Source organism: Mastigocladopsis repens PCC 10914, assembly GCF_000315565.1.
In the GTDB taxonomy this organism is placed as follows: domain Bacteria; phylum Cyanobacteriota; class Cyanobacteriia; order Cyanobacteriales; family Nostocaceae; genus Mastigocladopsis; species Mastigocladopsis repens.
The window spans coordinates 95,493-107,986 of record NZ_JH992901.1; the positions used below are offsets into that span (position 1 = coordinate 95,493).

General features: G+C 43.0%; 10 protein-coding genes and 2 pseudogenes. 3 read left to right on the top strand and 9 right to left on the bottom strand.

Annotation, left to right across the window (positions count from 1 at the left end; genetic code table 11):
* Nucleotides 1–122: 122 nt before the first annotated feature.
* The 3 genes and pseudogenes from MAS10914_RS0102445 to MAS10914_RS35270 form a co-directional block, all read right to left on the bottom strand.
* On the bottom strand, nt 123–1,985 hold the full coding sequence (locus MAS10914_RS0102445) for an ABC transporter permease subunit (RefSeq protein ID WP_026082288.1): 1,863 nt from the start codon (nt 1,983–1,985) through the stop codon (nt 123–125).
* A 79-nt stretch (nt 1,986–2,064) separates the two neighbouring features.
* Nucleotides 2,065–3,015, bottom strand: a complete 951-nt coding sequence (locus tag MAS10914_RS0102450) for an ABC transporter ATP-binding protein (protein ID WP_017314311.1) — start codon at nt 3,013–3,015, stop codon at nt 2,065–2,067.
* Nucleotides 3,016–3,325: 310 nt separating this feature from the next.
* Nucleotides 3,326–3,438 (bottom strand): annotated as a pseudogene (locus MAS10914_RS35270) (DNA-binding response regulator); the annotation flags it as partial.
* Nucleotides 3,439–3,688: 250 nt separating this feature from the next.
* Between MAS10914_RS35270 and MAS10914_RS0102460 the strand changes: the two are divergent.
* Nucleotides 3,689–4,036, top strand: a complete 348-nt coding sequence (locus MAS10914_RS0102460) for a hypothetical protein (protein WP_017314313.1) — start codon at nt 3,689–3,691, stop codon at nt 4,034–4,036.
* An 88-nt stretch (nt 4,037–4,124) separates the two neighbouring features.
* Here the strand turns inward: MAS10914_RS0102460 and pstS are convergent, their stop codons facing one another.
* The 3 genes and pseudogenes from pstS to MAS10914_RS0102475 form a co-directional block, all read right to left on the bottom strand.
* Nucleotides 4,125–5,261 (bottom strand): phosphate ABC transporter substrate-binding protein PstS, encoded by a 1,137-nt coding sequence (gene pstS / locus MAS10914_RS34840; protein WP_071599869.1) that lies wholly within the window; start codon nt 5,259–5,261, stop codon nt 4,125–4,127.
* A 1,065-nt stretch (nt 5,262–6,326) separates the two neighbouring features.
* A pseudogene (locus MAS10914_RS35275) lies at nt 6,327–7,016 on the bottom strand (caspase family protein); the annotation flags it as partial.
* A 440-nt stretch (nt 7,017–7,456) separates the two neighbouring features.
* Nucleotides 7,457–8,902 (bottom strand): alkaline phosphatase PhoX, encoded by a 1,446-nt coding sequence (locus MAS10914_RS0102475; RefSeq protein ID WP_156818078.1) that lies wholly within the window; start codon nt 8,900–8,902, stop codon nt 7,457–7,459.
* A gap of 590 nt (nt 8,903–9,492) precedes the next feature.
* Here MAS10914_RS0102475 and MAS10914_RS0102480 point away from each other — a divergent pair.
* Complete coding sequence (locus MAS10914_RS0102480; RefSeq protein WP_017314317.1) at nt 9,493–10,119, top strand: hypothetical protein; 627 nt, start codon at nt 9,493–9,495, stop codon at nt 10,117–10,119.
* A 135-nt stretch (nt 10,120–10,254) separates the two neighbouring features.
* Entirely contained in the window at nt 10,255–11,397 is a 1,143-nt protein-coding gene (gene bla, locus MAS10914_RS0102485) for a class A beta-lactamase (protein WP_017314318.1), read from the top strand.
* Nucleotides 11,398–11,506: 109 nt separating this feature from the next.
* Here the strand turns inward: bla and MAS10914_RS35280 are convergent, their stop codons facing one another.
* From MAS10914_RS35280 to MAS10914_RS0102495, 3 genes are all read right to left on the bottom strand, one after another.
* The gene (locus MAS10914_RS35280) at nt 11,507–11,644 is read right to left on the bottom strand and encodes a hypothetical protein (RefSeq protein WP_156818079.1); all 138 of its coding nucleotides are present in this window, start codon (nt 11,642–11,644) and stop codon (nt 11,507–11,509) included.
* Nucleotides 11,645–11,721: 77 nt separating this feature from the next.
* Nucleotides 11,722–12,195, bottom strand: a complete 474-nt coding sequence (locus MAS10914_RS0102490) for a GNAT family N-acetyltransferase (protein ID WP_017314319.1) — start codon at nt 12,193–12,195, stop codon at nt 11,722–11,724.
* Entirely contained in the window at nt 12,192–12,398 is a 207-nt protein-coding gene (locus MAS10914_RS0102495; RefSeq protein WP_017314320.1) for a DUF433 domain-containing protein, read from the bottom strand. The genes MAS10914_RS0102490 and MAS10914_RS0102495 overlap by 4 nt, the downstream gene beginning before the upstream one ends.
* Between the last annotated feature and the right edge of the window lie 96 nt (nt 12,399–12,494).

Sequence of the window (12,494 nt, forward strand, 5' to 3'; positions counted from 1 at the left end):
CAATCGGTCCATCAAATTAAATTTCATAGGAAAAGTCTCCACAATTAGCACTTAGCGATAGGAGTGACGCACCCTAAACCCTAAACAGATTTGTTGCTATTTCAGCATCCAAAACCTATTGCCTATCGTCCCGCTAACAATGCTTTTGTGGCAGACTCCCCTACTAATTTAACTTGACGTGTCAATTGGAAGGTTAACAATGCTATGATGCTCAACTCACCAACGAAAGTCATAAAAATTGTTGTCATTGATGCCTCTGGTACACCCATCCAAAGAAAACTTGAAAACAGCCACAAAATATGAGTTTTGTATGCACTGATGCCCAGTATTTGTAGAATCATCAGTGGCAGGAAGATTGCTGCGGCTAGGGTGCCAAAAGTCCAGAAACTACGCTTGGGAGTTTTCATTAACAGCATAAGTTGAGCAAGGGTGGCGTAAATCATTATCAAAATCATGAACAAAGCCACACCCGAAAGAGCCTTAATTCTATCAATTGAATCAACAAGACCATCATCCAAAGTTTCATGCCAAAGTAAAATCAAAATAACTAAGGGAGTGGCAGTGATGACAAGATTGATTGCTATTGCCAAAATTGCTGGGCTTTTTTCACCCCAAATTAAATCTTTCAACAAAGACTTTTTCCCAAAATTGCTACTAGAAACATTTTGGTGTCGATACCTTGCCCAATCTTGTATAGTTTGGCGGTGAGGAGAGAGAATTGCCATTAAACCAAGAAGCAAGAACAAATTCAAGGGATATAGCCATTGAAAATAATATTGAATATCATATCCGAGTAACCTAGTGTTCATTGGATAAACCACGTAAAATCCTAGGTTAATTATTTGCAAGCAAGTTACCAAAAAGTAACTTTGACGTTTGCTTAGAATAGTAGCATTTGGGTTGCGGAAGCAACGCTTCAGTGCTTGCCAAGTCCAGTAAGTCCATAAGCCATAATGCAACAGATGAAAGCTAACAAGACCGACAACACTTTTACCAAGTTGGAAATTAAAAAACTGCAATTTGTTTAGCGGTGAACCATTGTATACATGCAACAAGTTGGGAAAAAGATAATTCGTCATGTCAAAGGGACTGAACATTCTCAACCAAGCAGTTACAAGGTTGTATCCACTTGAGGATGCCAGACCTACCGTGATCATTAAGAATAATAGAACTGCACCACTACCCAACCAAGGTTGAAAACCGCTGAACCAACGGCAAGATAAACCAAACAGTAGTGCGACACTGTAGAATAAAATGCAGCAACCAGCTAGGACAGCCCAGAAGCTCAAAATGTAACTTATGGCAATGTTGGCAGTATATCCGGCGTAAAAATGTAAAGGTAATGCTGTCAGAATTACCAGATAAATTAAGATGGGAACTCCCAGCATTTTACCAATCAAAATACTGGTTTCTGGCTGAGGGCTGAGACGAAGAAAATTCAGTGTGCCGCGCCGTTCTTCGGTTGCTAAATTATTGATGAGCAAATAAGTGCCAGCAACTAACAACGTGAAAATAAAAATCACACTTAACGTGAGGAATATGGATTCCCAGTGGTCACGCCACCACATTTGCATATCGATTTGGTCTAACGGGCAAAATTGATTGTTTAAGGTTGGATAGATATGATTTTGTCTCTCACGTACATCGGCTATTTGTGATTTAATTTGCTCAAGCTTTACCTGGTCGAAGTCACTAGAACTGCTATAGTGACGGAATTGTTCTTGCAGTTGTTGATATTGTATTGACAGTTCTTTTTCAAGTTTGATTCTTGCCTGCTCAAAATTTAAACCCAGTTTGCAGTATGTTCCGTACAGAGAGTGTTTTTCGCCAGGAAGTTCTCGCAATTGATACAGGAAAACGACAAGCTGAACAAGTAAAGATGTTACAACTGCTATAGCAGCAGGAAAAACTTTTAGGCGACCCTTCAGTTCACGTAACAATTGCGGATTCCAATCGCCCATTCTGTCTATAAAGTTGATTATCATTTGATAGAAACTCCACAATTAAATTAACCATTTTGCAGAGTCACAGTCCGTCGTTGAGTAACTAATGACTAATGACCAATCAATATGCTTGCTTATGACCTAGTTTGAGGAAAATTGTTTCCAGGTCTTCTTGAGTACAGTGAAAATCAGTGAGGGGAATACCAGCGATAATAAGCGATCGCAACAAATCAGCACTATCTTCCTGCTTACCAGAAAAATTCACCCGCACGCTGTTTTTTGTAGACAATATCTCCCACTCTTGTACGAGAGGATTATTTTTTAGTTCGCCCAAAAGTTCATCTAACTTCCCTAAAGTTGAAATCACAATTTGCTGGCGGGCAAGACGCTGGTAGAGTTGTTGTAGTGATTCACTTTCTACTAGGAACCCAAGTTCCATAATTCCCACTGAAGTACACAACTCCGCCAAGTCGCTAAGAACGTGGGAGGAAATTAATATTGTCATCCCTGCTTCTTGCAACGCTTTGATGATTTCGCGAAACTGCATCCTGGCGATTGGATCTAATCCCGAAACTGGTTCATCTAGCAACAAGACAATGGGTTCGTGGAGAATTGTTCGCGCCAAACACAGACGCTGTTTCATTCCTCGTGATAGCGTGGAAATCAAGCTATGGCGTTTATTACCTAGTTGTATGAGTTCTAAAACTTCGTGTAGACGTTGAGTGCGGCGTGGTTCTCGTAATTTATAAAGTCGGGCAAAATAATCTAGGTAGTCCCAGACTGTCAGTTCGTCATACAGTGGATAGTCATCGGGTAAGTAGCCGAGGCGACGCTTGAGGGTGGGGTTGCTTTTGTCGCGCAGTAGGCGATCGCCATTAATATAAATCTCACCCGTAGTTGGTTCCTCAGCAGCAGCCAACATCCGGATGAGAGTCGTTTTACCTGCGCCATTCGGACCAATCAGTCCGTAAACTTCTCCCTCTTGAATTTCTAAATCAATATCATTAACGGCAATGTGTCTGTCAAATTGCTTAGTCAGTCCGCTAGTGCGGATTGCCAGTTCTTTTGTCATAGCTACTGAAGTGCAGTTGAAATTATACTGAGTTGCATTCAAACACACAGACTGAAATTTTGACGCGCACTACACTATGACACGGTGAACTATCCGCATCTAGCGCGTCTAGTAGCCTACCCTGTTTATTTATCTGTGATTGTTGAATAACAGTCAGCGTAGCTTCTGAATACAGTATTTGTCAGCTTTGTTTCGGAAATTGAAACTAGTTTTAACGAAAGTAGTTTTAGCGTACTGAAACTTCTTGAAGCTGCTTTTTTTCCAAAATGCTGGTGTCCCTGGTTTTCAAGCCTTCTCCTGCTGTTTGTGTGATCCGAGCATCTGCAAACTCAGCGCAAATGGTAGGATCGCCTCAACGCCGCTCAATCCAGGCATTCGCAAATCCATCAATGTTACATCGGGTTGATGTTGGCGGAACAATTCTGACTCAGGAATTGCTGCTGTATGTTGGAATTATCTGCAGCCACCGGAGAAATAGACCTAAAGTATTTGGATGAATCAGGAATTGATAGCGTTAAAGCTAGGGGACAAAGAGGAAACTACAGTACGCAGCGTGTTAGATTTAACTCTAATTAAGAGAGTTAACTTTTGGTTACATACTTGGAACTTTTCTCGCCCACTGACTTAATGAGGAACATCTGAATATCAATAACTTATATCTGAGGAGAAAAAAATGTCAGATTTCCATGACTTCTTGAAACATCAATTTGCCTATGTTGCAATAGGAGAATTTAAACCAGGCAAGTTTGAAGAAGCTAAAAGACTTTACGAACAAGCTGTCTCAACTTATACTCAAGGCTTCAAAAAAGCATACCTGCTGCAAGAACCAGGAACTGACAAAGGCATCGCGGTCATTTTTTGGGAAAACGTGGAAGATATGGAAGCGAATCACAGCGAGGCTTATGATCACATCTTGAAAGAGATGACGCCCTTGTTTGCCAAGGCTCCAACCACTTATTTACATGAAGTTGTCTGTGAAATTGAGCCGGTAGTGAGTCAAGATTCTAATATCAACGAATAGTAGAACTATGGCGGTTGCTAAGATGGGGTATTATCTCAGGCAAAGTGGAAGTAGAACACACCTGTGACGTTTTCTATATTTCTTTGTGCTATTTGCTAGCGCTGGCACCGCCTACGGCAATTTTGTATTCTGGACTGATAGCATCAGCTGCTGCTGCAACTTTTTTCACAACGTTTTCAGGTAAAGGAACGTAGCCTAGTTGTGGAGCAGCTTTTTGACCCTCTGTCAAACCATATTCAATCATGGCTTCTACTGCTTTGGCTTTTGCGGCATCAGGATATTTCTGGTAAGCCAAAATCCAACTGTAGGTGACAATGGGGTAAGAATCGTTTCCTTCTGGATCTGTAATAAAGGCACGGAGATTTCCTGGCAATTCTACGGCATCCAATGTTTTAGATGCTGATTGTTCATTTGGTGTCACAAATTGACCTGCTTTATTTTGCAAAGCAGCATAAGAAAGTTTATTTTGTTGAGCGTAGCCGTACTCAACGTATCCCATCGAGCCTTGAGTTTGCTGTATTTGGGCAGTCACACCTTCATTGCCCTTTGCACCAACTCCTGTAGGCCAGTTTACAGTTTTGCCACTGCCTACTTTGGATTTCCATTCTGGACTCACAGCACTAAGGTGTTGCGTGAACACACCCGTGGTACCACTGCCATCAGAACGATGTACAATTGTGATTGGCGTGTTTGGAAGGTTAACACCAGGGTTCGCCGCAGTGATTTTCGGGTCGTTCCAAGATTTAATAGTGCCTTGGAAGATGCCGGTATACACGTCCCGTGGAAGTTTTAGTTCTTGTACCCCAGGCAGGTTGTAAGCTAGCACAACGCTACCAGCAGTCATAGGCAGTAAAAGGACACCCCTTTCCACCTTCTTGATTTCTTCATCGGTCATGGCAACATCGCTAGCACCAAAGTCCACAGTGCCTTTGGTAAATTGCTCCACTCCGGCACCGCTACCAACTGACTGATAGTTAACTTGTAGATTAGGATATTTCTTGTTTAAATTGCTGAACCAAGTTTGGTAGAGAGGTGCTGGGAAAGAAGCACCAGCGCCAGTTAATCTTACTTGTCCACCTAAGTCAAGTTTGCCGGGGCTAAAAATATTTGTTGGTGATGTTGGGGGAATTTGTACAGGGCTGTTTTCTATTGGAGGTACCTGCTGTCTCAAATTGGAGGAATCTGTTGATAGTGTTGGCGAAGAAGAGGTGTCAGGTTTTTGCATTGAAGAGTTAATGACAATGCCAATAGCAAGTACTCCTACCGTTAATCCCGCTCCTAATTTCCAAGATATTTGTCTTAAAGAATTAGAGTTTGTGTGATCTGCTATAGGTGTGTCTGGTAATTTGGGAGTTAGTGGAGGTACAGATGGTGTTAAGCGAGGAACAGATCGGTTGTTCATAACTCGTTCTTTAATAAGAGCAACTTCTGAATCACTCAGTTCCAAAGCTTGCTGAAACCGTCGCAATTCTTCGCGCGTTCTGTCACTCATCGGGTACGCACGTTCAATTTCATTGTTCAGTACTTGCTCATACTGTCGTAATTTTTGCTGGCGCTCCTCTATGGGAGCAGTAACGCGTGCTTCAATTGGAGCAACATCCTCATGAGTAAGTCCTAAAAACTCCTGTTGTTGCTGAAGTTCTTGACGCTTTGCTTCACTAAGAGGATATTCTTTTTGAGTCGCACCTACAAATAGATTTTCATACTGCTGTAATTTCTGTCTATATGCTTCTAATTCAGCAGTAACGCGAGTTTGAATCAAAGCAATATCCTCATTAGCAAGTCGTAATTGTTGCTGCATCTGCTCTAGTTTACTGCTTGTTAATGCATCAAGAGGATATTCTTGCCTGACAGCCTTAGCAAATTGTTGTTCGTACTGCTGCAAGTTTTTTCTATAAGCTTCCATTGCCGCAGTAACTTGTTTTTCAATACGTGCGGTATCTTCATCTTCTAGATGCAGACTTTGCTGAAAATGGCGCAACTGTTGACGCTCAATCTCACTAATGATTGGTTTTCTCTTAATTCGCTCTGTAAATACTTTTTCATACTGCTCTAGTTTTTGTTTGAACTGTTCTCGGTAAAGTTCTAGAATTTCGTTTTCAATTGATGTCACCTCTGCAACAGAAAGTCCCAAACCATTGCTTATAACATCTAAAATGTTGCGCGCTACAAAAGAAATTTCTCGACGGTCAATATACCGTGCTACCTCTTTACGATATTTTTGCTTTGGATCGATAACAGGAGCTTTTGTGAGTCGGATCTTGAAGCCTTCTCTAATGGCATAAATCTCTGGCTTCATTGATGGTTGAGTTTCTCTTACCTTCTTTTTGGCATATTCATGCAACTCATCAATCGATATGAACCCATCTTCATCTAAATCAGCTGTGCCAGTTTGAATACCCTCAACTAGATAACGAGTATAAATTGATAATTCTGAATCCTCTTGTTCAAAGGAATACTGCGTCGATGAGGATGATGTGAGAATTGCTCTGCCCTCACCACCTAGCTGCTCTTGAATGTTAATAGTGCCATCATCTCTAACTAATAACCCCTCAGCAAAAGCACCACTAAAGCAACAGTCTAAAATCACGACTTGTCGCCGAGAACGGCTTCTACTCATACTCTCTTGAACGAAGCTGGCTGAAACTGCACTTGAGGGGATTAATTCCCCTTGAATATTTTTGCGAGTTTTGTGAGTTGCCAGGTAAAGCCTGCCTGTATCATCCTTTATGCCATGACCTGAGAAGAAAAACAACACTAAGTCATCTTTATGACGACCAGCAAACAGATGCTCAATCGCTTCCTCCATTTGTTGTCGATCAGGATTTGTGAGCAGCTTTACATCTGCTTGTGCAAAACCACCTATGTCTGTGTGCAGCAAAACTTGTTGTATAGCCTCGACATCCTTGACAGCCGCAGGCAAAGGATTCAAACCTGGCTCGTACTCACTAACCCCAACTAGCAATGCTACTTTCGCCACTGTTAACTCCTATGCTGCTACATATACCTGCGCGGCTTATTATGGATGCTATTAATTTTGCCTGGCTGCGGACTTTTAGCTTGAGCTTTTTGCCATTAGCTTTTACTCCTAAGATAGGAGTACTTAGCCTCAGATTTTATCTACAACCCTAAGTCTCCACTTTCCGAACCAAATGCTTTTATTCGCTTGCATTAAATACTATAGCGCTTCACCAGCAGATGGCGATCGCTTCAACGACTGGTAAAAGGTAACTGTGGAGAAGTACTTTGAGTCAAAAGATAGGTATTACAAAGAAATGCAGGAAAAGTTAAACATAGACAAAGAAGCCCAATTTTTTAGAAAAACTGGGCTTCTTGATATAGAAGTTCTTAACTAAAAAAGTATGAGAAATGAAGGATAAAGATTAAAAAATTATTCTTTATCCTTATTTCAAAATCTAACTAATCATCATCGGAATCATCATTATCATCATCGGACTCTGGCCACGGTCCCCAGATACAATAGGTAATACCAGCACTTTGAGTGTTGACAAACAGCGTTTTACCGTCGGGAGAGAAGCAAGCACCAGCAAACTCGCTCTCATTAAGGGCATTACGTGCGAACTGATAAATCTCACCCTTCTTATTGATCCCGACAACAAATTGAGAACCACCGCCGTCTTCACAAAGGAAGAGGTCTCCAAAGGGCGATACAGTAATGTTATCAGGCTCATCGAGTAGTTCTCCGCTAGAAGCTGCCTCGACAAATAATGTAATTGTTTCTTTTCTGGGATTATAAATCCAGACTTGACCATTACCGCGCGTACTATCTACTGCAGCTGGACCTCCCTGAGTGCAGACGAAGTAGATCAGACCGTTATCGTACCAAGCTCCTTCACCTCGGTAGAAGATGGCTGCACCTTTACCTTGAGCTTCTACGCGGACAGTATCTGTTACAGGGTCAACATCTTCTATTTTAACCCATTCCACGGGCATAGCCTCACCGACTTTAACTGACCCTACAGCGCCTCCAAGGTTAGGGTTATTTGATGTGTTCAGTGTAGACCTACCCTTTACGACTAAAGCGTAGAGAGTGCCTCCTTTGGCTAATTGTCCTGGCGCATTCGGTATGCCTACAGCAGGTACAAAACGGTAAAAACAGCTATTCGATCTATCTTCGGTTTCGTAGATGTAGCCTGTCTTTGGATCTACTGCTATAGCTTCATGGCTAAAGCGTCCCATCGCTTTGAGAGGTACAGGATCGGCTAAAGCAATGTCGGAAGTCGCAGGAACTTCAAAATTGTAACCATGTAGCACACCTGTACTGCTCGTGCTGAAGGTTTCTTCACAACTGATCCAGCTTTTCCAAGGTGTTGGACCGCCAGCGCAGTTGCGAATTGTGCCTGCTAGGGAAGCAAAGTGTTTCTGCAACTTGCGATCTTGTCCCACGACAAGGGTCGTCGTGCCACCCGCATTAATTTGGTCATATTTTTTACTAGCAGGTGCTCTTACTCCCCCAGTATCACCGAACTTATCTTCTTTATCGTCTAGCTCATGGTTGCGAACTAGGATGGTACTTCCTCCAGGACCACGGAAAGCAGCCATACCATCATGGTCACCAGGGACTGGATTACCATCACTCATGGTCTGACCAGTAATTGAGATAGCAGTGTACTTGAAGCCAGGTGGCAGCTCCAGAAGCGAGACATTGCTGAGATCCCCTAATTTGGTGTTAGCTAGCTCTGCATAATTCTCAGGAAGCTTGGGTTGGAGGGAACCAAAGCCAACTCCCGTTACTCCCTCACCACGAGCAATCCTAGCATAGAAAGCTTCTAGGGGAGAAATCGCTGTCACACCAGCAGCAGTTGCCCCAGCCAGAGTCAAAAACCTACGTCGGGAGAAAGACACTTAACTGAACTCCTTTTAACTTTTATACCCAGAGAATCTATCAATTTATGGTTAACTTCAAATGAAGAGCTAGTTAAAAAGAACCATTATTTAATGAATCTTTGAGTTTTCAAGGGATTTCTTGCTGTTTTTAAAGTTATCTTTACTTATCTGAGATTATAGTGTATAGAAACAAGAAAATTGCTCATTGTTAGAGACGTTAGCAACTAGCATATTTAATGACAAAAGCATATTTAATAACACAAGTCCTCTGTATATTCTGCATCGTCTAAGCGATCGCAGTGATATTGACCTCTCTGTATATTATTATTGAGAAATTTGCTAATAATATAATTAGCCGAATGCAAATATCAATAAGTGTATTTTTATACTAAAAAATACGTACTTGACTATAAAGACCTTCGATGGTCAAAACTGGTGTTGAAAAATTCAATGTAATTTACAGTAAAACAGATTAGACCAACCTCCATAATCTCCGCAGCTTCAGAAAGACGGATTCCCAAAGTGACACAAGAAAATTACAATATATAACGTTATGATTTACCCAGAGTATTAGGTTGCAAACAAAAAGCTAAATCTGGAGTGCCTTCATGACAGCCGATTTAACATCACAAGCCTCACCTGATTTTGTCACCGTACTCTCACTTGCTGCGACTACGTATCAACGACAAAGGAATAATTGTCCTAGTGCTGAAGTACTGGTCAATGCTTTGCTACAAGCAGAAAAAGCTGCTAAACAGCAACGAGTGACATATCCTTTTGAGTCTTTGGTTGGTGAATGGCGGCTATGCTTTGTCACTGGAACCAGAAAACTCAGAAAGAAAGCTGGAATTGTTTTGGGCAAAGGTTTTTATCTGCCTAAGTTTGCTCCAACTCATATATCCTTTCATACCACACAAGCTTCAGATGCGACTCTAAGCACAGCGGAAATTAGCAATTGTGTTCAAGTGGGTTCTGTTTTATTGAAGCTTCAAGGACCAGCACAATATCCAGGTAAGAAAAACCTATTGGCGTTTGACTTTATCCAAATGCAAATCAGTCTGTTTGGTCGTGTTATTTACAGCGGTCAGATACGAGGCGGTAAAGGTCAGGCGGAAAATTTTTATAGTCAACCCGTAGCGAAACTACCCTTCTTTGCGTTTTTTTTAGTGACAGAAGACTTCATTGCAGCTCGCGGTCGTGGAGGTGGGCTAGCACTATGGATTCGAGAAAATTGAACTCAGTTAAATGCAATATTCTCGACTACGCAAATTATCTATAGCTAACTTTAGATTTTACCAGAAACAGAGCAGACATCAAGAAAGTAGATAATAGCGTAGGAAAAATATTCACACCTAGAAATTAAACAGCAGATGTTTTCAGTCTTTGTACGTCGTTTTTGGCTTTCGTTTGGAGTGGTTATTCTGCTTTCGTTGATGTTGCTTCCAGTCAAAGCACAAGAACCATCTCAAACCCCTTTATCTTCAAGCATCACTGAGTCATCCTTACAGCAAGAGCAACAAATTAATCAAATCGCACCGCTTGCAGGTGGAATAATGGGAGTGAGCGCGTTCGCTACAGCGCAGCCTAACAGTGCATTACTTCAAGAACGGTTAAAAAATCTCGACATTTCAGCCGCCCGAGGTAAGGTTGGCATTGGGGTTTTGGACCTTAATAGTGGTAAAAGCTGGTTTCTCAATGGCAAGCAGCGCTTTCCCATGCAAAGCGTATTTAAGCTTCCTGCTGCGATCGCCGTTTTAAGACTAGTAGACGACGGCAAGGTTTCCCTCGACCAATCAGTCACCATTACCCGTCAGGAGTTTGCTCCTGGATCGAGTTCTATGATCAAGGAATTCAAAGGTACAAGCGCACAGTTCACAGTCCGAAAGCTTCTCGAACGTTCTGTTGGAATGAGTGATAATACTGCAGCTGACGCTTTGGTGCGATTGGTTGGTGGACCACAGCAAGTTAATGCTATCTTAGGTAAGCTGAAAATTCGCGATGTTCGCGTTGACCGATTAGAGCAGCAGCTACAGCCGGATTGTGTGGGACTGACAAACTTTCGACCAGAATTGGCTGACGAGCAAAAATGGGCAGAAGCTGTGCAGAAGATTCCAGATAGTGTCAAGAAAGCTGCTGTGGAAAAGTATCTCACCGACCCACGCGATACTGCTACTCCTGAAGGTATAGTTGACCTTTTGGCAAAGCTGCACTCGAATCAGTTATTGTCTCGGAACTCTACCGCTTTGTTACTCAAGATAATGACCGATTCTCCAACAGGACAGAAGCGACTCAAAGCGGGATTGCCTAAGAATTGGTGGATCGCACACAAGACTGGCACAGGTCCAGATGTTCTCGGCATAGGTACTGCGACAAATGATGTTGGAATTGCTAGTTCGCCGGACGGGAAGCGTGTTGGAATTGCTGTATTTATAGCTGGTTCAAAAGCTCCTCTGGAAGAGCGGGAGAAATTGATGTCTGAGATTGCTTCAACAGTGGTAGAGGCGATGCCATAGAACCTCTTGTGATCACAAGTTTCAGTCTATGGAGATTCGGTAATCTGCTGTTGTAGTTGTTGCACTTCCTCAATCGACAAGCCTGTTGCAGAAGCAATAATGTTGATTGTTACTCCTTAGGGTCTAAACTCCGTGTTGGCTTTAAGGCTTGGGCTGCAATTGAGGGACGATCAGGCACAACCGTAACTCGCTCTAGGAATCGATTTGCCCTTTCCTGCTCCAAAATCCCCTCTGAATACTTCCTCATACTACCCAACGTGAGGCGCGACTGCCAACACGGACTGCGTCTCGCCCATTACCCCATTGCCCCAGACCGTGCGTGGTCTAGTCTGCGTTCAACACTTTGCGGAACACGACCTTATCATCGCCCGCCGCATAGAAGTCGCGGATGCGCGCCTCTTCCTCGTAGCCGCACTTCGCATAGAACGCCCGTGTGCGCTCCAAGGCTGGCAGTCCGGACGTTTCCACCAGCAGCATACGCCCACCGCGCGCTGTCAACGCCTGCTCGACGTAGTGTAGCAGTTTCGCACCGCGTCCTTGCCCTTGCCGATCAGGGTGGATCGCGATCAATTGCAGATTCCAAGTCCTGTCTGTCATCCGTTCCGGCTCGCAGTAGGCAACGCCCACTGGTCCATTGTCATCGTCAGTAATCCAGAAGTGTTCTGTGTCGTTGTTTACTCCCAAAGAATCGGACAACATCTGGCGCAACAACTCTAGCGCACTCGGCGGGAAGAGTCCGGTTGCGTCAGCTAGGGCAATCAGAGCAGTCGTGTCATCGGGCGTGGTCGGTCGAATCATGGTGAACTCCGGCGTATTGATGCGTAAATCAGTGCTTGCTGAATATCCTCATCTTCTAGTTCGGGAAATTCTTGATGCAGTTCTGCTCGATCGGGATAGGTAGCCAGTAACTCAATTGCACGACGAACAGTAAGACGAAGATTACGAATGCAGGGTTGCCCGTTCATGCGATTAGGATTGCTGGTAATGCGGTTTAACTTCATAAGAGTAACCTCGACTTCTTTAAGAATTAACTATGTCGTAAAATACTCAAATACTTCTGTCTAGAGACAAACAACACACGTCAAGGCTGTTCGTAG

Coding starts and splice junctions, on each gene's coding strand:
- MAS10914_RS0102445 (WP_026082288.1), bottom strand. CDS start 1,985: ATGATAATCAACTTTATAGACAGAATGGGCGATTGGAATCCGCAATTG.
- MAS10914_RS0102450 (WP_017314311.1), bottom strand. CDS start 3,015: ATGACAAAAGAACTGGCAATCCGCACTAGCGGACTGACTAAGCAATTT.
- MAS10914_RS0102460 (WP_017314313.1), top strand. CDS start 3,689: ATGTCAGATTTCCATGACTTCTTGAAACATCAATTTGCCTATGTTGCA.
- pstS (WP_071599869.1), bottom strand. CDS start 5,261: ATGCAAAAACCTGACACCTCTTCTTCGCCAACACTATCAACAGATTCC.
- MAS10914_RS0102480 (WP_017314317.1), top strand. CDS start 9,493: ATGACAGCCGATTTAACATCACAAGCCTCACCTGATTTTGTCACCGTA.
- bla (WP_017314318.1), top strand. CDS start 10,255: ATGTTTTCAGTCTTTGTACGTCGTTTTTGGCTTTCGTTTGGAGTGGTT.
- MAS10914_RS35280 (WP_156818079.1), bottom strand. CDS start 11,644: ATGAGGAAGTATTCAGAGGGGATTTTGGAGCAGGAAAGGGCAAATCGA.
- MAS10914_RS0102490 (WP_017314319.1), bottom strand. CDS start 12,195: ATGATTCGACCGACCACGCCCGATGACACGACTGCTCTGATTGCCCTA.
- MAS10914_RS0102495 (WP_017314320.1), bottom strand. CDS start 12,398: ATGAAGTTAAACCGCATTACCAGCAATCCTAATCGCATGAACGGGCAA.